General features: G+C 48.8%; 23 protein-coding genes. 5 read left to right on the top strand and 18 right to left on the bottom strand.

The features are described 5' to 3' along the window. Positions 1 to 41: 41 nt before the first annotated feature. The 5 genes from OHJ21_RS03040 to OHJ21_RS03020 all read right to left on the bottom strand — a co-directional run bounded on the left by OHJ21_RS03040 (position 42) and on the right by OHJ21_RS03020 (position 3,704). Positions 42 to 275: a YqzK family protein gene (locus OHJ21_RS03040; protein WP_100536268.1), complete on the bottom strand. Its 234-nt coding sequence runs from the start codon at positions 273 to 275 to the stop codon at positions 42 to 44. Positions 276 to 619: 344 nt separating this feature from the next. Then, positions 620 to 1,084 (bottom strand): ferric iron uptake transcriptional regulator, encoded by a 465-nt coding sequence (fur, locus tag OHJ21_RS03035; protein ID WP_006209405.1) that lies wholly within the window; start codon positions 1,082 to 1,084, stop codon positions 620 to 622. A 109-nt stretch (positions 1,085 to 1,193) separates the two neighbouring features. Then, positions 1,194 to 1,817 (bottom strand): stage II sporulation protein M, encoded by a 624-nt coding sequence (gene spoIIM / locus OHJ21_RS03030; protein ID WP_100536267.1) that lies wholly within the window; start codon positions 1,815 to 1,817, stop codon positions 1,194 to 1,196. 86 nt (positions 1,818 to 1,903) lie between these two features. Further along, on the bottom strand, positions 1,904 to 3,121 hold the full coding sequence (locus OHJ21_RS03025; protein WP_100536266.1) for an endonuclease Q family protein: 1,218 nt from the start codon (positions 3,119 to 3,121) through the stop codon (positions 1,904 to 1,906). Position 3,122: 1 nt separating this feature from the next. Continuing rightward, the gene (locus OHJ21_RS03020; RefSeq protein ID WP_326112208.1) at positions 3,123 to 3,704 is read right to left on the bottom strand and encodes an NUDIX hydrolase; all 582 of its coding nucleotides are present in this window, start codon (positions 3,702 to 3,704) and stop codon (positions 3,123 to 3,125) included. 94 nt (positions 3,705 to 3,798) lie between these two features. Between OHJ21_RS03020 and mciZ the strand changes: the two genes are divergently transcribed. Both mciZ and OHJ21_RS03010 read left to right on the top strand, forming a co-directional pair. After that, positions 3,799 to 3,957: a Z-ring formation inhibitor MciZ gene (gene mciZ / locus OHJ21_RS03015; RefSeq protein WP_127594187.1), complete on the top strand. Its 159-nt coding sequence runs from the start codon at positions 3,799 to 3,801 to the stop codon at positions 3,955 to 3,957. 93 nt (positions 3,958 to 4,050) lie between these two features. Further along, entirely contained in the window at positions 4,051 to 5,262 is a 1,212-nt protein-coding gene (locus tag OHJ21_RS03010) for a tetratricopeptide repeat protein (RefSeq protein ID WP_486019284.1), read from the top strand. A 79-nt stretch (positions 5,263 to 5,341) separates the two neighbouring features. On the opposite strand, the gene OHJ21_RS03005 is transcribed toward OHJ21_RS03010, so the two are convergent. After that, positions 5,342 to 6,472: a tripeptidase T gene (locus OHJ21_RS03005; protein ID WP_486019283.1), complete on the bottom strand. Its 1,131-nt coding sequence runs from the start codon at positions 6,470 to 6,472 to the stop codon at positions 5,342 to 5,344. Between the two features lie 114 nt (positions 6,473 to 6,586). Between OHJ21_RS03005 and prli42 the strand changes: the two genes are divergently transcribed. Next, positions 6,587 to 6,688, top strand: coding sequence for a stressosome-associated protein Prli42 (gene prli42, locus OHJ21_RS03000; protein ID WP_015734477.1), 102 nt, complete (start codon positions 6,587 to 6,589; stop codon positions 6,686 to 6,688). Positions 6,689 to 6,714: 26 nt separating this feature from the next. Here the strand turns inward: prli42 and lipB are convergent, their stop codons facing one another. The 5 genes from lipB to lpdA form a co-directional block, all read right to left on the bottom strand. After that, complete coding sequence (gene lipB / locus OHJ21_RS02995) at positions 6,715 to 7,395, bottom strand: lipoyl(octanoyl) transferase LipB (protein WP_486019282.1); 681 nt, start codon at positions 7,393 to 7,395, stop codon at positions 6,715 to 6,717. A 122-nt stretch (positions 7,396 to 7,517) separates the two neighbouring features. Then, positions 7,518 to 8,924, bottom strand: coding sequence for a dihydrolipoamide acetyltransferase family protein (locus OHJ21_RS02990; protein ID WP_486019281.1), 1,407 nt, complete (start codon positions 8,922 to 8,924; stop codon positions 7,518 to 7,520). Positions 8,925 to 8,941: 17 nt separating this feature from the next. After that, positions 8,942 to 9,928, bottom strand: a complete 987-nt coding sequence (locus OHJ21_RS02985) for an alpha-ketoacid dehydrogenase subunit beta (protein WP_100536259.1) — start codon at positions 9,926 to 9,928, stop codon at positions 8,942 to 8,944. A 3-nt stretch (positions 9,929 to 9,931) separates the two neighbouring features. Next, positions 9,932 to 10,960 (bottom strand): thiamine pyrophosphate-dependent dehydrogenase E1 component subunit alpha, encoded by a 1,029-nt coding sequence (locus tag OHJ21_RS02980; protein ID WP_100536258.1) that lies wholly within the window; start codon positions 10,958 to 10,960, stop codon positions 9,932 to 9,934. Between the two features lie 178 nt (positions 10,961 to 11,138). Beyond that, on the bottom strand, positions 11,139 to 12,560 hold the full coding sequence (gene lpdA / locus OHJ21_RS02975) for a dihydrolipoyl dehydrogenase (RefSeq protein WP_100536257.1): 1,422 nt from the start codon (positions 12,558 to 12,560) through the stop codon (positions 11,139 to 11,141). Positions 12,561 to 12,717: 157 nt separating this feature from the next. Between lpdA and OHJ21_RS02970 the strand changes: the two genes are divergently transcribed. Next, positions 12,718 to 13,023 carry a DUF2627 domain-containing protein gene (locus OHJ21_RS02970; RefSeq protein ID WP_100536256.1) on the top strand — a complete coding sequence of 102 codons (306 nt, stop codon included), beginning with the start codon at positions 12,718 to 12,720 and terminating at the stop codon, positions 13,021 to 13,023. A 112-nt stretch (positions 13,024 to 13,135) separates the two neighbouring features. On the opposite strand, the gene OHJ21_RS02965 is transcribed toward OHJ21_RS02970, so the two are convergent. The 6 genes from OHJ21_RS02965 to OHJ21_RS02940 all read right to left on the bottom strand — a co-directional run bounded on the left by OHJ21_RS02965 (position 13,136) and on the right by OHJ21_RS02940 (position 18,766). Beyond that, a complete protein-coding gene (locus tag OHJ21_RS02965; protein WP_100536255.1) occupies positions 13,136 to 13,348 on the bottom strand; it encodes a hypothetical protein in 213 nt (70 codons plus the stop codon). A 64-nt stretch (positions 13,349 to 13,412) separates the two neighbouring features. Next, positions 13,413 to 14,300: an NAD-dependent epimerase/dehydratase family protein gene (locus OHJ21_RS02960; protein WP_100536254.1), complete on the bottom strand. Its 888-nt coding sequence runs from the start codon at positions 14,298 to 14,300 to the stop codon at positions 13,413 to 13,415. A 245-nt stretch (positions 14,301 to 14,545) separates the two neighbouring features. Further along, positions 14,546 to 15,520, bottom strand: a complete 975-nt coding sequence (locus tag OHJ21_RS02955) for a glycoside hydrolase family 43 protein (protein WP_100536253.1) — start codon at positions 15,518 to 15,520, stop codon at positions 14,546 to 14,548. Between the two features lie 79 nt (positions 15,521 to 15,599). After that, on the bottom strand, positions 15,600 to 16,511 hold the full coding sequence (locus OHJ21_RS02950) for a carbohydrate ABC transporter permease (protein WP_100536252.1): 912 nt from the start codon (positions 16,509 to 16,511) through the stop codon (positions 15,600 to 15,602). A gap of 54 nt (positions 16,512 to 16,565) precedes the next feature. After that, a complete protein-coding gene (locus OHJ21_RS02945) occupies positions 16,566 to 17,441 on the bottom strand; it encodes a carbohydrate ABC transporter permease (protein WP_071223867.1) in 876 nt (291 codons plus the stop codon). An 83-nt stretch (positions 17,442 to 17,524) separates the two neighbouring features. Beyond that, complete coding sequence (locus tag OHJ21_RS02940) at positions 17,525 to 18,766, bottom strand: extracellular solute-binding protein (RefSeq protein ID WP_100536251.1); 1,242 nt, start codon at positions 18,764 to 18,766, stop codon at positions 17,525 to 17,527. A 284-nt stretch (positions 18,767 to 19,050) separates the two neighbouring features. On the opposite strand from OHJ21_RS02940, the gene OHJ21_RS02935 reads away from it, so the two are divergent. Further along, complete coding sequence (locus OHJ21_RS02935; protein WP_100536250.1) at positions 19,051 to 19,953, top strand: ArsR/SmtB family transcription factor; 903 nt, start codon at positions 19,051 to 19,053, stop codon at positions 19,951 to 19,953. Between the two features lie 239 nt (positions 19,954 to 20,192). Here OHJ21_RS02935 and spo0A read toward each other — a convergent pair whose 3' ends face one another. Then, the gene (spo0A, locus tag OHJ21_RS02930; RefSeq protein ID WP_100536249.1) at positions 20,193 to 20,996 is read right to left on the bottom strand and encodes a sporulation transcription factor Spo0A; all 804 of its coding nucleotides are present in this window, start codon (positions 20,994 to 20,996) and stop codon (positions 20,193 to 20,195) included. Positions 20,997 to 20,999 lie beyond the last annotated feature (3 nt).

The raw sequence follows: 20,999 nt of genomic DNA, 5'->3' as shown, positions 1-20,999 counted from the left end.
ATCTTTTTGCTCCTATTCCCATGTGCCCTTTACCAGCACGATCACTCCCCATACCAGTAGTACAATCGCAGACGTTCCGCCGGCGAATATCGGGAGTCCATGGTGCTTTCAGGCTGAAAAGCCTTAACCGCTTGACCGGAAGGCGCACGGTAAGGATCCACTGGGGTCAGCCAATCTCCCACCCATCCCAGCACGAAGTAAAAAAACATCGTCAGAACGGCAAACATCGTAATAAATCGGATTAGTGAGCCTATTTTTCGGATCGATATAATCACTGGCAGCGCCTCTCTTTCATCTTTGCATTGATCACCAAGTGAAAGTGGATATTACAGGTATCACTTCACGTAAAGCCTATGATACAAGCTGAAGGATTATGACGGCGGCTTTCCTCTGATCCGTTCTTTAGTCATTGGACTTGGCGGTTATTGGGATAGAATAAAAAAAACGTCTTCTCGACGTACGTTGATGGTGTAGAATGATAGATTGTTCTTGCGTGAACGATACGGATTCGTGCATGTTCCATTTATATTTTGGTTACCATCTAAAAAACCCTCCCGGCTTACCGCCGTAGAGGGCTTGCCGTGATGGTCATCACTGCGGTTTGTTGAATGGTATGAAATTATGATTTGTCCTGGTCATTCTTGCCCTTCTCTTTGCAACGGTAGCATATGCCATGGAAATCAAGCCGATGGTCATGAACGGTAAAGTTGAACTCTCGCTCTAACCGCTCTTCCAATGGACCGAGCCAATCCTCGCGTATCTCATCCATGCTTCCACATTGAGTACATATCAAATGATGATGGTGATGCTTCGAAGTATCCGTCCGCAAGTCATAACGGGCGACACCATCGCCAAAATTTATCTTCTCGACAACATGAAGCTCACTGAGCAGCTCTAGGGTACGGTACACGGTTGCCAGACCGATCTCCGGAGCCTTCTCTTTCACGAGCATAAATACATCCTCTGCGCTAAGGTGGTCGTCTTCATTTTCCAACAATACGCTTACCGTGGCTTCCCGTTGGGGCGTTAATTTGTATCCTTGGGATTGTAGCTGCTGCTTAATTTTGTCGATCCGCGCTTCCATCGTTTCCCTCCCCCTTGGAAATCACTGCACGTTATTGTTCACTTCCTTCATTATAGGGGGATTTGACAAACAAAGTCAAACGGTTTTGCTTTATGGAAAAATTCGCGGATTATAGCAACATTGGCGTGACCCAGCGCATCATGGCCGGGGTTACCCAGGTTTCAAATGAAGCGACTCCGAGCGTTAACAGGACCATGAAAAAGGTCAGCATCGCATACGAAGCAAAGGGCTTTACCATGCTCCCGCCGCGATTCATAATAAATCGGTCCCTGATAATGTATAGTGAGAAGGTTATGGCGGCTACGCTGCACATCATGAGCACGGGGATGATGAACAAATTTTGCGGCGCAATCGACACCAAGGCGAACAGCAGGCCTTTCCAGGAATACTGTCCGACCAAGTAACCGACCGTAAACCCAATAAGCACTCCTTTTAAGAAGTCCAATATCAATATTCCCGGAAGCCCGATGACGGACAATCCCAGAATCCATATCAAACCGATCCATTTCAGATGAAGGGCTGCGATGCTCCAGTAAGAAGACTGACTCATGGTTTCTCCACCGTCCTGCACGTTTACAAAAAAGTGGTTTAAATATCGGGCCATTTCCTGCTGCTGCTCCAATGAAAGCGCATTGACCATCAACGCTCCAAACAGCACGCCAACTAAAAACAAGACGCCCACGAACACATAGAGCATGGTCTGATCCTTGAAGGCTTGGCGGAATGATTGCATAGAATAGAGTCTCCTTTCTGTGTCTCTACTCTACTCTATGACCATCACCCTCCTTGTATGACCTGTGATTGAAAGAGTTGATCGATTTACCGGAGAACCTTCCCGTATGAGCCCCCGCCGCCATCCGATAAGGACAATGTCCCGTTCCGGGCCATCACAATGCTGGCAGCGAGCCCCTCTCCGGCAACAGCGGCAAGCTCCGCTTCCGTAGCCTGATGAAGGATTTTCATTTCGGTCCCGAAAGCCCCCAGCAGCTTCGACATCGACGATTTGCCAAGGCCCGGGATGAACTCTAGCGGAACCTGATAGTGATAAGCCGGCCGGCTTTGCGGTACCACGGGCTCTTTGCGGTCAGCGATGTTCAGAATCCGATCAAACACGCCCTGTACCAGCTTGGTACTGCCGCAGAATGGACATCGCACCAATTCATGTATATCGCTGCCCTCCTCCAGTATGCTGTCGCAGCCGCTGCAGTAAGAACGATGGTATTTTCCGAGTCTGGGATTCAGCCCGTAGTTCGCACTGATTCTTCTACCGTTACTTGTTCCAAGGGCCTGGCGAAATTCAGAAAATGAAGGCTTCGCCATGTCGATCCGGTTGTATTCCCTGCCGATTTTCCCAAGCGAATGCGCATCCGAATTGGTCAGGAAGGAATAGGCGTCCAGTTCGCTTATCCGCCCTGCCATCGAGGAGTCGGCACTGAGCCCAAGCTCTATTCCTGCAATCCCGTCCAAGTCCAGCACCTCGCTCATACGATCTGCCATGCTGCCGTACAGTCCCTTATGAGGCGTAAAGACGTGTGCAGGTATCAGCAGCCCGCCGCGGTCTAGAATCTCCTGCTGCAGCTCACGGGGGCTCACATAGATACGCTGCGAACTAAGCTGCACGTTCTTCATGTATTTTGCCATCCAGCCAGTGAATTCCTGGATGGTGTTCAGATCAGGGAAATAGGCCAGCACATGGGCTGCGCCACGGCCGCTTTCACGTATTTCAATCTCGCTTCCAAGCAAGATCACCGTATCCTGATACGCAATTCCGCCTCCATCGATCTCCTGCATGACCCCGCTGTCCAAACACTGGAGAATATCGTGCTGTACCGAAGGAGAGTGGCAATCGATGATGCCAATCATTTGGATGCCTTTCCGCTCCGATGCCTCCACGGCTATATTTTCAAAGGTCAAATTGTTACTTGCGCTTATTTTCACAGCTTGTCCGCTGCTTGTGCGCCCTATGTGAATGTGCATGTCGCAGTAATAGGACTGAAGCTTCTCCCCGGTTGACATGTTCTTTTCAGGCTGCAGCATATCAGATTTTTCCTGTCAGGCTATACATATTCCAAGCGTACACGGCGAGAATGGTCTTCGCATCGCTGATTCTCTCTTCTTGGATGAGTGAATATGCCTCTTCCAGGGAGATTTCCATCATCTCTATAAATTCATCCTCATCCGGGTTCATCTCGCCGCTGACCAGATCCTCTGCCAGATATAAGTGAATGATTTCATCGGCAAATCCCGGGGATGTATAGAAGGAATGCAGCTTGCGAATGGAACCGCACGTATAACCCGTTTCTTCCTGTAGTTCGCGCTTCGCGGCTTCCAGCGGATCCTCTCCCCGCTCCAGCTTGCCTGCAGGGATTTCAACCTCACAGCGCCCTAGCGGCTGTCGAAATTGATTAACGGCCAACATTTTATCGCCTCTTAATGCGAGCACCGCTACTGCACCGGGGTGTCTGACAACTTCACGTTTCGCGGTCTCCCCATTTGGCAGTTTCACCGTATCGACCTGCAGTGAAATGATTTTCCCTTCAAAAATCGATTGGGTAGACAGCGTGGTTTCTTCCAGCAATTTATCCGAGGCTTCTCGGTTCTTACTGCCGATATCGCTCACAAAATGACCTCCTTTGTTTAAAAACGGCATGTCTGACCATGCTATTGCATAAGGTGTATTATATCAAAATTTCCAAGAAAGAAGGAAGCTGCCCATGAAAAGCTACAAAGGGGACCATTCAGTACATATGGTAGGACAAGCCTGGCAGATACGGATCATGCTGAAACAGTGGCAACAGCAATGGGGCTCGGAAGCGAAGATTATGGATATTATTTCTAAGTCTTCTAAAAATATTTACGAAAACAGGACGTGAAATCAGGTCTTAAGACCTGTTTTTCGACTTTTTTCGAATATGGACCATGACCTTTACACCTATAATGGTGTTATATCATTGGGAGGCTTCGACATGCGACATATACCTATTATTGAAACCGAACCAATTACTAATCCACCTTCAACTGAATATGAGCGCGGAAAATGGTACAAAAGACGCGGGTATCTTGAGAAGGCGTTAAGGAGCTTCAGGGAAGCTGCGCAATCCGCTCCAACCGATAAAACGAGCTCGGGATGGAAGGAAGTTGATCTAAGCTGGCTCGAATACGGGTTGTTGAGCATGCGGATGCGTTCCTTCGACAAATCGGAGGAAGCTTTCCGAACCGTCGTACAGCATTCCGGTACTTACGTTCAAGAGGCTCTGAATCAGTGGGCTGCACTCCTCCACATGCAGGGGATTTCGGACCAAACGATTTGTGAACGACTCCTGAGCGAAACGAGGAGCTTTCCATCTTCCCACATGATGGTTGGCAGGTCACTTTTCTACATCGGAGCTTATCCGTATGCTGCCCATTGTTTTGCTGAACAGGGGAGCTTATACCCAGATACCTGTATCCAGTATGTGACTTGCCTGATCATGACGGGTCAAGTATCTGAAGCCATGCAGTTCATCGACAGCTACCTTCGCGATTTGGCTCACCACCCGCGCGAACTGCCTCGTCCAAGAACATCTGGAGTGGCTCAGCTGGCCAGAATCAGGCAGGTGTGCGAGTGGAACATAAACCATTCGATCCCTGACCGATTTATCGCCATGTCGGAAACTTTAGAATTAGCACGCGCTGCCGTATCGTTTAATATGATCTCCATAGCCGAACACCTGCTTACCCATAGCGGCGACCATGCTTATTATGCTCTGATCTGTTTTCTTTATGATGAAGGCTACAGAGGGCTCGCGATTTCAAAATTGAATCAATTGGAAGCGCTGCCGCTCCAAGAACAAGACAGCAACAGTATAAAAGTATGCGTTATTGCCGCTGAGCATTTATATGATCAAGGAAAATATGATGAGGCTGCATCCCTGCTCGAGCAGCTTAGACTGGCTCACCCCGGGCGTACAGAGATACGATTCGGCGAGGCTGCTTGTTATTTGCAGTCAGCCCTGATCTCCCTCTCTGCCCGCCTTGAGGAGCAATACTCATCTGCAACGGCGAGGAAAGAGATTGAACAGTACCTGGACAACATCAATGCCGCATTGCATGTGGTCGAGAACACGAACTGGCATACCACCTGGTCGCCTGCCCAAAAAAGACGGGAGAATTACTCGCCCATGTCATCCTTGAATTAATAGGCAAATCTAAAAGCCCGCAGCGGACTTGAAGCGTCCGTCGCGGGCTTTATACTTTCATAATGGGTCTAATGGTTGACTAGGCTTTAGCCGTTTCCTGGATTATCCCAACGACAATCTGCGCAGCCTTGACCAAATCAGAAGCCTGAATGCGCTCTTGCGTGGTGTGAATGTCTTGATATCCAATCGCCAAATTGACGGTTGGAATTCCAAGGCCGTTAAAAATGTTGGCGTCACTGCCGCCTCCGGAGCGGAACGTGCGGGTTGCCAAGCCCAAACCGCCGATAGCCCGCTGCGCAAGCTGAACAACCTCATCATGTTCATTAAAACTGAAGGCCGGGTATACGATCTCGCTAATGAACTCACAATTGGCATTGTACTCACGAACGGTGGTTTCGAGCGCCTCGCGCATATCGTTCACTTGCTTATCCACTTTCTCTTGAACGATACTGCGTGCTTCAGCATCAATCTGAACATGGTCACAGACGATGTTTGTTGCGCCTCCGCCCTGGAACTTGCCGATATTTGCGGTGGTTTCTTTGTCGATCCGTCCCAGCTTCATTTTGGCTATCGCTTTTGAAGCGACTTGAATGGCACTGATGCCATCCTCCGGATTCACTCCGGCGTGAGCAGACTTGCCCTTGATGATCATTTGGATTTTCGCTTGGGTCGGTGCAGCAACTGCGATTGAGCCTAACTCACCGTTGGAATCCAGGGCAAAACCGAGATCCGCATCCAAAACATCAGGGTCAAGCGCCCGAGCTCCGACCAGACCCGATTCCTCACCTACCGTAATGACAAATTGAACTTGTCCGTGAGGAATGTTATTTTCCTGGATGACCCGAATACCTTCAAGCAATGCCGCGATTCCCGCTTTGTCGTCCGCCCCGAGAATGGTCGTTCCGTCACTTCGAATCCAGCCGTCATCACCCAGTGTCGGTTTGATGCCTTGACCGGGCGTTACGGTATCCATATGGCAGGTAAATAGCAGCTTAGGCGCTTGCTGGGCCGCCTCGTCCGCTTTCCAGGTAATAATCAGATTCCCTGCTCCGTGTCCTGTCTTTTCCTTGGCATCATCTTCGATGACGTCAAAGCCAAGACTGGAAAATTTTTGTTTGAGAACGTTGGAGATCTCTTCTTCATGCTTGGTTTCGCTATCGACCTGAACCAATTCCATAAATTCTTGGATGATACGCTCTTCTGAGATCACTGGACTTCCCTCTCTTTCGCAGATACGATACAATGTCTTTATATCTATTTCTCATTGAAATGATGCTGCTTCCATGTATGTTCATCATTAAACCTATTTCAAAGGAGTTACACAATGCAACGTAAAAAGTGGTTTCGAATTGTTATCTATCTCATGCTGATTGCCATGGTCGGATCAACGCTGCTGGTTATCCTTGAGCCATTGTTCCTTCGCTGACACCCTGCATTTACGAGCGCATAAAGTTACAACCAACGAGCCTCATATGGAAATACCCGGGTGAAGAAAGGCACGATCTCCCGGGCTACTTCCTCCACCTCAAAAACCCGCCCCGTACAGTCCTCCAATGAAGTTACACCGTATTCCTGTATGCCGCAAGGAATGATTCCCGAGAATCCCGCGTCTGTAATTCCGGATTTAATATTAAACGCAAAACCATGGCTCGTCACAAATCCGCGATGATGGCGGCCTTTATTGAATTTCACGCCGATGGCGCAAATTTTCATATCCCCTACCCATACTCCGGTGTACTCGGGTTTCCGGCCGGCTTCGATGTTGTATGATGCCAAGTAATCGATAATGACCTGCTCCACGTCGCGCAGAAAACCGTGCAGATTCAAATTCTTGCCGCCATCCAGCAGTAACAACGGATACCCGACAAGCTGTCCAGGACCATGATATGTAATGTCTCCGCCTCGATCTATTTCAAACAGGCCGATGCCCTGTTTTTCCAATTCCTCTTTGCTCAGGAGCAAGTGCTCCGGATGACGCTGTGACCCCATGGTATAGGTCGGAGGATGTTGAAGTAACATCAAGCGCTCGTGCTGCTCTCCCTGATCGATGGCGGAAACATGTTGTTTCTGAAGCTCCCAAGCCATGCCATAATCTACAATCGGCGTGTACGATACATCTAACGGTTTGTTCATGTGCTAACGCCTTCTTTCATAGGGTTCCCACTAACCAATGAATGCTCCTGCGATTGACTTCGGTATGAATAACGTCTGCGAACCTTCTTCCGAAGAATCAGTCCGCAGATCATGTACGAAAATTAATAAAGCTTCGTATCCAGGGTGTAACCTTCCAGGTTATCTTTAACCCGCTGCAGGAATCTTCCGCAGATTACCCCGTCCAAAATCCGATGATCAAGGGATAAACACAGATTTGCCATCGAACGGACCGCGATCATGTCATTGATGACCACAGGCTTTTTAACAATCGATTCAAACGTCAGTATCGCAGCCTGCGGATAGTTGATGATCGGATAGGACAGAATCGAACCGAAGGATCCCGTATTGTTAACCGTAAAGGTACCGCCCTGCATGTCGTCTAACTTCAGCTTGCCTTCACGGGTCTTGCGTGCAAGCTCCTCGATCTCTCTAGCCAAGCCGGCAATATTCTTCTGGTCGGCACGGTGGATGACCGGCGTCAGCACGGAATCCTCTGTTCCGACGGCCAAGGAAAGATTGATATCGCGCTTCACCACGATTTTATCCACGGCCCAGAACGAATTCATGATCGGATAATCTTTAATTGCGTTCACAACGGCTTTCAGCAAAAAGGCCAGGTAGGTCAGATTAACCCCTTCCTTACGCTTGAACTCATCCTTCAGCTGATTACGCAGCAGCACAATGTTAGTCACGTCGACTTCAATCATCGTCCATGCATGCGGAATTTCCGTAACGCTTTGACGCATGTTTCTGGCGATGGCATTACGCATCGGCGTAACATCAATAAAGTATTCCGATCTTCCGCCTTCCATTCCTTCCACTTCGATGGTCGGAATTTTTGGCGATTCCGTCAAATGCAGCCCGGAATGTCGCACATTCGGAATCGCTGTGCCCAGAGGAGGCGACGGTTCCGCAGGCGTCTGATGCTGCAGCCCCTGAAACGGCGATTCCCCGCTCGGCTGAACCGTTTCTTTCGGCGCTTGGGCGCTTTGGACCGGCGCTGCTCCGGCAGGAGCGCCTTGGCCTTGGGCTGCTCCTCCCTTTTCAATATAAGCCAGTACGTCCTTACGGGTGATTCTGCCCCCCATGCCTGACCCCTGGACTCGCGAAAGGTCAATCTGATGCTCGGCTGCCAGCGTCTGCACAGCAGGCGAATACCGGAAACGCATCGAACCCTCTTCACTGCCGCTTCCCTGATGCTGACTCACGGGAGCACTTGCAGCCGGCTGTGGCGAAAGATCTGTACCTTGTCCTGAAGCCACAGAGATCCGGCAAATGATCTCGCCAACATTGACGGTCTGGCCCTCCTGGGCAAGAATCTCTCCCATGACGCCGTCCAATGTGGATGGAATCTCGGCATTGACTTTGTCGGTAATGACTTCACAGATCGGTTCGTACTGCTCGATGACATCCCCCGGCTTCTTCAGCCACTTGGCAATGGTCGCCGAAACAAGGGATTCCGCCAGCTGAGGCATCGTAACATCGGTCAATTTCTGATTTTCGGACATGCTCACACTCCCTGTTCTTAATAAAGCGCCAATTGACGCATGGATTCTTTGACTTTGTCCTTGTTAAGCATGAAGAATTTCTCCATTGGCGGACTGATTGGCATAGCCGGTACATCCGGACCGCACAAGCGCATGATCGGGGCATCAAGATCATAGAGGCAGTGCTCCGCAATAATCGCGGATACTTCCCCGCCGACGCCGCCGGTCTTATTATCCTCATGTACGATCAGCACTTTACCCGTTGCACGGGCCGCTTCAATAATCGCTTCCCGATCAAGCGGCTGTATGGTACGCAGATCCAGAACATGCGCGCTGATGCCCTCTTCCTGCTCAAGCTCTTCGGCAGCCTGCATGGCAAAGTGCAGCGGCAGGCTGTAGCTGATGACCGTAATATCCGATCCTTCGCGCAGCAGATTCGCTTTGCCGATCGGTACAACGTAATCATCGTCCGGCACATCGCCAGTAATCAGCTTGTAGCATTTTTTGTTCTCAAAAAACAGGACCGGATCCGGATCGCGTATCGCTGCTTTCAGCAGCCCCTTCGCATCATAGGCCGAGTACGGCGCAACGATTTTCAATCCCGGCGTTCCGAAGAACACCGATTCCGGGCACTGGGAATGATACAAGCCCCCGAATATGCCGCCGCCGATCGGCGCACGAATGACGACGGGACAGCTCCAATCGTTATTGGAACGATACCGGATTTTCGCTGCTTCGCTAATGATCTGATTGGTTGCCGGAAACATAAAGTCCGAATATTGCATCTCGGCAATCGGCTTCATGCCATACATGGCTGCACCGATTGCCACACCGGCAATCGCGGACTCCGCGAGCGGGGTATCAAGCACCCTCATTTCGCCGAACTGATCCATCAACCCCTTGGTTGTTGTAAACACGCCGCCTTTGACGCCTACGTCCTCGCCTAACACAAATACGGACTCGTCACGCTCCATCTCTTCCTTCATGGCCAGACGAATTGCATCGATATATTCCATTACCGCCATTCTTTACACGCCCCCTTCATCATCGGCATATACGTGAAGAAGCGTATCTTCAGGCTTCGGAAATGGAGCCAAGTCTGCAGATTCCGTCGCTTCTTTGATCTCCAGGTTTAATTGAGCGATCAAATCCTGATCGCGTGCTTCGTCCCAGAGCCCGCAGTCGACCAAATAATTCTTAAAGCGGGCGACGCCGTCATTCTTCCAGTTCTCTTCGACCTCTTCTTTTGTCCGGTACGCCAAATCGTTATCCGATGTGGAGTGCGGAGACAAACGGTACATCATGGATTCGATCAGTGTTGGGCCTTCTCCGCGAATCGCACGCTCACGCGCTTCCTTCACGGCTGCATATACCTCAAGCGCATCGTTGCCGTCCACTCGAATGCCTGGGAATCCATACCCGAGAGCGCGGTCGCTTACCTTCCCGCTAATCTGTTTATGAAGCGGCACCGAAATGGCATACTGATTATTCTCGCACATGATAATAACAGGGAGCTTGTGAACGCCCGCAAAGTTGCAGCCCTCATGAAAATCCCCCTGATTGCTAGAGCCTTCGCCAAACGTAACAAACGATACAAAATCCTTCTTCTGCATCTTGGCCGCCAGCGCGATACCAACGGCATGCGGAAGCTGTGTGGTTACAGGGCTGGAGCCCGTCACAATTCGCAGACGTTTACTACCGAAGTGTCCCGGCATCTGCCGTCCGCCGCTGTTCGGATCCTCGGCCTTGGCAAAAGCCGACAGCATCAGTTCGCGAGGGGTCATCCCCACTGCCAATACAAATCCGTAGTCGCGGTAATAGGGTAAAAAATAATCCTTCTCCCGGTCAAGGGCAAACGCAGCAGCAACCTGACATGTCTCCTGCCCGATACCGGATACGTGAAAGTTAATTTTGCCCGCCCGCTGCAGCAGCAGGTTGCGCTCGTCGAATTTTCGTGCCAGCACCATATATTTGTACATGTCTAGCACTTGTCCGTCGGTCAGTCCAAGCTGCTCATGCCTATTGTTGTTTGCCGTAACCGTTTCATGTTCTTTCATGGAGATCCCTCCTTTATGTGAGCCATGACTTCAGGCTTGATCACCGGCCTCGTAACATGAGTTTAAAGGCATATTTGATCAAGTATTAAAACCTGGTACTAAGACTTGGCTTAATGTTATTATAATCCCTTTCTCGGCAAAAAGAAATGAGGGATTCCACAAAAGGATGTTCTCATCCCTACAAACCGATGGCTCGTCCATCCACCGCAAGCATCGCTTCGCCGATGATTTCGGATAATGATGGATGGGCATGCACCGCCGCTCCCACTTCCCATGGAGTCGCATCCAGTACTTGTGCCAGAGCCGCTTCGCCGATCAGCTCGGTTACATGCGGGCCAATCATATGCACGCCCAGAATATCTTGCGTCTTCTGATCGGCAATGACCTTCACGAACCCCTCTTTCGTTCCGTGGATCAACGATTTGCCAATCGCCGAGAACGGGAATTTTCCGATCCGGATCTCATGTCCGGATTCTTTGGCCTGCTTCTCCGTCAGTCCGACGCTGGCTACCTCATGACGGGTATAGATGCAGCGAGGGATCCATTCACTGCGGTAGGCTTCCGCCTTCTCGCCTGCCAGATGGTTCACGGCTGCAATCCCTTCGTGGCTTGCCGCATGGGCAAGCTGAAGACCCCCGATGCAATCGCCGATCGCGTAAATATGGGGTTCCGTTGTTTGCATATTGGCATTCACCACAATGACGCCGTTCGCAACCCGAACGTCCGTATTTTCAAGTCCGATATTTTCAGTATTGCCGATTCTGCCGACAGAAAGGAGCAGCTTGTCCGCTGACAATGTTCTTGTATCGTCCTTTTGCTCGATCGTGATGGACACGCTTTGATTCCGAACCTCACAGCTGTCGGTTTGAAGTGAAACGTTGGTGATCACCTCTACGCCTCTGGCGGTGAGCATCTTTGTCAGCTCACGTCCAATCTCCTCGTCTTCGGCTGGCAGCAGATGTGGCGAAGCTTCCACAATCGTGACCTGAACGCCAAAATCATTCAGCATCGAAGCCCATTCCACGCCGATTACGCCGCCTCCTACGATGATGATGGATGCAGGAAGCTCATCCAGCTGAAGCGCATGGTCGCTTGTCAGTATATGTATGCCGTCAGGCTCAAGTCCCGGTAAGTGACGTGGACGCGAGCCGGTCGCGATGATCAGATGAGTGGGAACCACGGTTTCCATCTCGCCATCCGGAAGCTCAACCGCCACTGCGCCGCTGCGCGGAGAGAAGATGGACGGGCCGATGACTCTCCCTTTGCCTTGCACGACGGTAATTTTATTTTTGCGCATCAAATATTGAACGCCCTGGTGCAGCTTATCGACGATACCGTCTTTGCGCTTTTGCACTTTGTCAAACGATAACCGGACCCCATCCGTCTCGATTCCGTAGCTCTCGCTATCCTTCATTTCCGCATACAATTCGGCACTCCGAAGCAAAGATTTGCTCGGAATACAACCGCGGTGCAAGCAGGTTCCCCCCAATTTGTCCTGCTCGATGATGACCACATTTTTACCAAGCTGGGCTGCACGGATGGCCGCAACATATCCACCGGTTCCCCCGCCAAGAATTGCTACATCACATGTTATAGCCACAAACGGCACCTCCATAATAAGTCCAATTATACACTTTCATTGTACTCTCTTTTTTTCGGATTACAAAATCATCATCCATAATCGAAATAGACATACCCCTATGAAAAAGGTATGATAAACGGTAGTTCATTACATCAGTCGCAGGAAGGAATCTTCTATGAAAATGTTAATTTCCCGCTTTATTGCCATCTTGATTTTAGTTATCCCGGGTTTTATGGCAATGAAGGGTTTCTTAATGATGAAAGATGCGGTTTTTCTATATATTTCCGTTCATGGGGATGACAGCGTGGCAAACCCCGCTTTCGGGTGGCTGCCTTTTCTAGGCGGGCTGGCCCTGTTTGTCATCGGTATCGGATTCTTGGGCGGCTGGATTCTGTTCCGGGACCGCAAGCGAAATTACGTTGGACCCCGATTCAAAAAGAAGCGCCAGGCGCCGAAGTCAGGAACGCCATCTAAAAGCTAATCATGCGATATCAGGAAGCCCATGCTTCGTATGTTTACCGCTTTATGATATTTCCAAAAAAAACACCGGGGAGCCATCCCCGGTGTTTATCATATGTTCTGGACTCCGCCGTTTATTCCATTAGTGCGTCCTTCAGTTTACTCGACATCCTCGTTTCTCTGGACGTCGCTTTCAGCGCGGTTTTCCGCAGATTAAAATTTTGTTTCGTCAAAACTTCCAGCTCTTCATACATCGCATGGATTAGCGTTAGGGCTTCCGGAGATAAGCCTCCTTTGGATTCTACCTCTCGAATACGCTCTTTCCATGCTTCCATCTTGTCGCTCATGCTGATCTTCCTTTCAGGGCACTTCCCTCTTGTCTTTCTTCAAATGATGTATCCAATCACTCCGCTAGCGAACCTGCAAATCGGCGGACAATTCAGCAATCAATTTCGGCATCCAATCGTGCAGATCCCAGAATTTAAAGCCGGCAGCTGCCGCTCTGGCATGATCCATCGTCCAATCTCCAGGAATTCCGAACGGGGACATGTGATCAGGTGGTGCCGAAGACTGCAGCGGTGCCGACCTACCAATTTCCTGCTGGATCAGGCTCATCATTTCCCGGACCGAAATCGTTCCGCTGGAGCAAGCATTTACCGGGCCTTCCCATTGGACTTGACCTGCCCATTCCAGAAACTCTGCCGCTTCCTCGGCATGCACAAACGAGATTTGGGCGTCAGGATCAGGCAAACCAATAGCTTCACCGCTCGCTGCATGCTCAATATGAAAATGCAGTCTGCGCGTGTAATCATCCGGTCCCAGCACAATCGGCAACCGGACTGCGGTAACGTTCAGGTTATGGCGACCGAATAATACCGCCTCCGCCTGGCGCTTGCCTTCCTTATAGCTGTAGTCCCTGCTTTCGTTCATCATAACAGGGTATCTGTACGGATCAAAGTCCTCTTCCCTCAACGGGTGATCCGCAAAATCATATACCGATAACGTGGAGGTCAGCACGTATTGTCCAATTCGTCCGGCAAAGATGTCTGCAGCTTGTCCCGCTTCTTCCGGAGTATAACATATATTATCATACACGATATCAAAGTCCTGGCTTCCCACTGCCTGTTTTAAACTTTCCGGATCCTTCCGATCCACGGCAAGCCGCGAAACGGCACCCCCGAATGAATCCTGGTGATGTCCACGCGTCAAAATCGTAACGGCATCGCCTTTAGCCAGCAGCCGGTTAACCAGCCTTTTACCGAAAAAGCGGGTCCCGCCCAATACTAATATCTTTGCCATTTATAATTCCTCCTTACCAGGAAATAAGAATATATCGCTAATCGATTTGTGCTTTATACATCCTTAACCATTTCATAAAACCATCTGTCCCTTTTTCTCCATCCATATCGAAGACTCCTTCTTTTTTCCTATTTTATATTCTGCCGCTTACCTCCTAGAATGTAAAAAACCGACCAAGCTGTTAAGCTCAGTCGGTCTGATGTTTGTTAATCCTTCCGGTCACAACCCCAATGACAAAGTCGGCATCATGGCTTGGAGACCGGTTCATGATCCGCTCTTGGCACCCCGAAATTCGGCGTTCCGTCTTCGTTCCATCGGATGACCTGTACACGCGTATGACGGTTCGGATCATATAGTGGATCCCCGACGATCTCCTTGTAACTTCTTGCATGGTATACCAAAATGTCCTGCAAGCCGTCCTCGGAAATCGTGAAGCTGTTGTGCCCCGGACCATATTGGCCATTGGCTTCAGATGTCGTAAATACAGGTACAGGCGACTTGACCCAGGAGCTCGGATTCAGCAAATCACTGTCTTCATCGGCTGTCAGCAGCCCCATCGCATAGTTGTGGTCCGTGGCGCTCGCGGAATAGGTCATGAATATTCGCCCGTTTCGCTTAAGAACGGCGGCCCCTTCATTCACAAGATACCCGATCTTCTCCCAATCGTACTCGGGAACCGATATGCATACCTGTTCCCCTGTCAGGGTCCAGGGGTTTTCCATCAATGAGATATACAGATTGGAATTGCCTGGAATGCCCGGATCTTTCTGAGCCCATACATAGTACCGTTTGCCTTTATGCTCAAACGTCGTTGCGTCCAAGGCGAAAGATTCCCACTTCGTGATCACTTGCCCCTTCTCCACCCATTCCCCTTCGAGCGGGTTCGCCGAAGCGTTCTCCAATACGAACATGCGGTGATCGAACAATCCGTCCCTCGTTTCTGAAGTATGGGCAGCGGCGTAATACACATACCATTTGCCATCCATATAATGAATCTCGGGTGCCCATATGTTGGCACTCATCAGGCCTGACTCATGCTTGCGCCAGATCGTAATTCCTTCGGCATCCGCAAGCCCTTGAATCGTTTGCGAGCGTCTAAGCTCAATTCGGTCGTACTCCGGCACGGAACCGGTAAAGTAATAATAACCATCGGTATGTTTATAGATCCAGGGATCTGCCCGCTGTTCGATCAGGGGATTTTTTATATATAATTCAGTCATGGTGACGACTCCTATACCTTATAGTTTGACTTCCGCTAGCTTTCTATTTTTACTAACTTCTATGAATCCAATCTTCTTGCTATCCTTTGATGCCTGCGTTTAAGTTGATCGACTGCACAAAATATTTCTGGGCAAACAGGAACAACAGCAGCGTCGGAATGATGGCCAGGATCGCAGAACCCATCAATTGTCCGATCATGCGGTAATTGCCGTAAATGTCCTGCAACAACAGCAGTCCTGCTGTGACCGGCATCTTCTCCACATCCGTATACACGATGACGGGCCAAAGGAAATCATTCCAGGAACCCGTGAATGAAAACAGGCCGCATACAATCAATACAGGTTTCATGAGCGGTAAAATAATAGAGTAATAGATTCTAAAATCTCCCGCTCCATCCACGCGCGCCGATTCATCCAAATCCTTGGGAACGCCCATCATGAATTGTCGGACCAAAAAAATGTTCCCCATCCCGGCCAAGCCAGGAATGATCATCGCCCAAGAGGTATTCACCCATCCCAGCGCATCAATGATTTTATAAGACGGGATCAGATTCACTACCCCAGGAAAAAAGGAAATCCCAAGCAAGGTAAAGAACAAGGTGTCCCTTCCTTTAAAGTTCATGCGCGAGTATCCATAACCGGTAATGGAAATAACGACGATCACGAGCAGCGTATGCATCGTGGCAATAAAAACGGAGTTCATCAACCAGCGCAGAATGGGCGCTGTCGATGTATTTTGCAGGATCGCGACATAATTTTCGAAAATCCAGCTATCAGGCAGCAGACTGAACCCGCTGGATACCACCTCGGCCTGGGACCGAAAAGATGTGGTAATGCCAAATATGACCGGAATCGCCCATATCACACACAGCAGGATGAGAAATGTATACGCAATATATTTTGACACGCTAATGTTGGTTGAAGCCTTCTTCGGACCAGAGCGACCAAGCTTGGAATCCGCGTTCACTTCATGTACTACCGGGTTCGACATTGCACAGTACACCTACCTTTTATCGTTTCCGTCGTTTGCAAGCTGAACATGCTGCTAGGACGCGTTTCGGTTCATCACATAATACTGAAGAGCTGAAATGACGAGAATGACCAGTCCGAGCAAAACGGCCATCGCGGAAGCCATGCCCGCAATCGATTCTCCGTGACCAAAGGCCAGCTGCCGGATATACATCATCAATACGGTTGTGCTCTGTCTAGGTCCTCCGTCCGTCATCATCAATGGCTGACCGAATACGTTAAAGGCTCCGGCTGTCGTCATAACAAAGGTATAGATCAGCGGGAAACGAATGGAAGGCAGCGTAATGCTTGAAAATCTGCGGACAGGCCCCGCTCCATCCATCTCGGCCGATTCATACAAATCCTTGGACACTCCGCTTATGGAAGCCCGGTAGATAATCATGTTCCCGCCGACTCCGCCCCACACCGTAATGACAATAATGATTAGCCAGGCATAGGGCTGGTTGGCCGCCCAGACCGTTTCGGAGCCGAAGATATTATTCGTGATCCCAAGCTGCTTATTGAATATTAAAGACCAAATCAGTGCCGCTGCAGAGATCGAAATGAGTCCGGGAATATAGAGAATGGACTGAATGACATTTTTCATTTTCACTTTTTTGTGCTCGAGCGATACGGCAATCATTAACGGGATGATGATTAATATAGGTACACTTAGAACAACAAAAATCAGTGTATTTTTTAATCCATTCATAAATTGGGTATAAAAGGTGGACTCCGTGTCAAACAGAATCGTTTTATAGTTGGCCAAGCCAACCCATACAGGATCATTGATCAGATTCCACTGCGTAAAGGAAGCATAAATCCCGTATAGGGTCGGCAATAGAATAAATACGATAAAAAGTATCAAATGGGGACCTACAAAGAAATAAGGCGTCAACGACTTCTTATTCATACCCTTTCATTTCTCCTTTGGAAAAGCAAAGTGTCATGAAAGCAAGGACACTTTGCTTTTTTTCAATCATGCTCTGCTGTCATTTACTTTGCGGCACTGTTGCCTTCCGCGATTTTATCCTCTACAAATTTTTGCATCGTCGCCAGGGTTTCGTCGATATCGACATTGCCCCGTACGATATCCGCTGCATATGTATCTACAGCCTCCGCTACGTATGGATAGTATTCGTAAGTGTAAATGTACAAGGATTCAACTTCTTTTTCGTTGGAGGTAAAGAATGACTGTATATAGTTTTTGTAGTCGGGGCTCTCAATGACTTGTTTACTCGCTACGATCTGTCCCGCTTTTGCCCACTCAATCGAGTTTTGGCGAATGAATTCCAGGAACTGGCCGATGGCTTGCTCTTTTTCATCCGTTCTCTTGTCGTTCTTCAGCATGGAGAATAAGTGCGAAGAGGCTCGGTTTGTATACTTGTCCGCACTCGTCGAATAAATGTTCGTTACGCCAAAGTCCAAGCCATCCACTGTTGCGTGTGCCGTCGAGCTCCATGTGCCGTCTGTTGAGAATAAAACGTTTCCAGCTTGGAACATCAGGTATCCGTCCTCACCAAAAGGGGTCATCAAGCCCGCATCCGATATTTTCTTAATCTCCGTAAACGCTTGTTTCATGGCTTCTGTATTCACGGCAGGTTTGCCGTCTTGTTGAATGTCGCCGCCCAGGTTCTGGATTTGCGCTAACACAACCCAGCCCAATAGAGCGTCATTAATAACGTAATCGCCTTCATCCAGCTTGCCTTGCAGCGACAAAATTTCATCAATGGTAACCACATCATCATCCAAGAAGCTTTCTACATTGTATTTTTTGAGCAAGTTTTTATTGTAGTACATTGCATTGCTGTGTATATCAAGCGGCACCGTATATTGGGTACCCTCTACGTTTCCCGTTGCCCAGGCCTGCGGCAAATAATTATCCGCTTTCAATTCTGGTTGAGCTTGCATGACTGCCGTCATCGGCTCCAACACGCCTTGCTTAACAAAGCTTGGAACGCGGTCCGCGTGAATAATGGACAGATCAGGAACGCCTTTGCCTGAATTAAGAACTGTAGATATTTTTGTATACATGTCCGAGGTAATCACATGCTTCACTTTATACTCGGGATTGGTGGCGTTGTAATCCTTCACAAGTTGATCCATGTAAGCCCCGTCATCACCCGTCAAAGGCGTCCAAAAGGTGATGGTGTTCTTGTCCCCGTTGCCACATCCCCCTAGTACCGCTACCGCTAACATTACAAGTATCAGTGAAACCCCCATTTTTTTCTTCAACAAACTCTCCTCCTATTACTAATCATTTGGTTAATCATTCACTGGCTTGGATCATGAAAACGATTAACTTTGGTTCAGTATACACTCGTAATGAAAACGGTGTCAATAACATATATATAAATCTTTATTGTTAATTTATCGTTTAATTAACATTTATATTAATCATAAGTTTGAAAAATTGTTGTATTAAATGATAAGATTTATATACAGGTTAATAAAGCATATGTTATGATGCATATTAGTTAATGAACACTGTTTATGAAAAACTTGTTGAAAGAAGTGGTCATATGCAATTGGAAATAGACAAGTCATCGCTTGTGGTTTACGAGGCTTTGGCCAGCGAAGTTCGAATCAAGATTATTCAGCTGCTCTCGAAAAACAAAATGAATATCAAAGATTTGGCCCAAGAACTTCAAATCAGCAGTCCGATTGTGACAAAACATATTAAAAAGCTCGAAGATGCAGGCATTATCCGGACTGAGAAAGTGCCGGGAAAATCGGGACAGCAGAAAATCTCGATCCTGAAGGTGGATCATATCGAAATCAACTTCCCGAAAAAAATCTTTCATTCCTTTGCTTCGTATGAGGCTTCGGTGCCGATCGGACATTACACCGATTATGACCTGAAGCCTACCTGCGGCCTTGCGACCGAGAAGGAATTTATCGGGCGGGTTGACGAGCCCAAGTACTTCATGGATCCCAAGCGTGTGGATGCAGAAATTCTGTGGTTTACCGAGGGCTTTATCCAATACAACATCGCTAATTTCCTTCAAAAGGATGAAAAACTGCAGCAGTTCGAAATCAGTTTGGAGATTTCCTCGGAGTTTCCTTTTTCCAATGATGTCTGGCCCTCCGACATCACCTTCTCCTTAAACGGCATTGAACTCGGCACGTGGACAAGCCCGGGGGATTTTGCGGATACAAGGGGGAAATATACGCCTGCATGGTGGCCACACAATATCAACCAATACGGACTGTTAAAAACGATACGAATTACGAGCCACGGTACTTATATCGATGGCGACCCGCTCTCCGCTGTCTCCGTAGATGATTTGGATGCAACCTGTGATCGCTGGACCTTTCGAATTGAAGTGAAGGAAGATGCAAGGCACGTTGGAGGCGCCACATTATTCGGCAAGAAGTTCGGGAACCACGAGCAGGATATCCAGTTCAAAATGTATTACCTGTGAGGGCAATCGAAGGAACGTAACACTGAAGGATATTTACCGGGTTAGTAACCTAAATGAAAACAAACCAGCCGCATTAACGGCTGGTTTGTTTTGTTGAAAGTCCATGACAAACATAAAATCACTCCTTCACTGGTTACGACGACGCAACCAATAAAGGAGTGATTTCAATGTTCCGCGCAAGTAGACATTTAGGTGCCACAACTTCATTCCCCTAAATCCCTTCCTTAGTCCTTACCCTTTCAAGAAACCTTATGCTCAATTCTCAGCTTATCCGCGACCATCGCGATGAACTCGCTGTTGGTTGGCTTGGATTTGCTGATGTTGATGGTGTAGCCGAACAGATGGCTGATCGAATCGATATTCCCGCGAGTCCAGGCTACTTCGATAGCGTGACGGATCGCACGTTCCACTCGGGAAGGCGTTGTCTTAAATTTCTCAGCGATGGCAGGATACAACGTTTTCGTGATCGCACCAAGAATTTCGATATTGTTGTATACCATGGTAATGGCTTCACGCAAATATTGGTAGCCCTTGATATGAGCGGGAACACCAATCTCATGGATAATCGAAGTGATATTCGCGTCCAGATTTTTGCCTTTGCCCATGGGAACAACATTGGATTTCATACTTGTAAATGGCGCGCCTGACGAAATGCTGCCGGACGAGCCAACGAGTTGACGAATGCGGCTGGCGAGTACCTCCATATCAAACGGCTTCAAAATATAATAGGAAGCGCCCAATTGTACAGCTCGCTGCGTAATATTTTCCTGACCAAATGCCGTAAGCATGATCACTTTCGGCTGCGGAGACAAATTCATATCGCGTAATCGTTCAAGTACGCCAAGGCCGTCCAAGTGAGGCATAATAATGTCAAGGATCAGCACATCCGGTACTTTTCCCGATTCCTCAATCATGCTCAGTACTTCTTCGCCATTATAAGCGATTCCGGATACCACCATATCTTGTTGATCCGAAATGTATTCACCAAGCAGGTTTGTAAACTCACGGTTGTCGTCTGCCAATAATACCTCGATCTTTTGCAATTC

This window comes from Virgibacillus sp. LDC1, assembly GCF_025792345.1.
Taxonomy (GTDB): Bacteria; Bacillota; Bacilli; order Paenibacillales; family Paenibacillaceae; genus Paenibacillus_AQ; species Paenibacillus_AQ lautus.
This window is presented reverse-complemented; position numbering and strand designations above follow the sequence as displayed.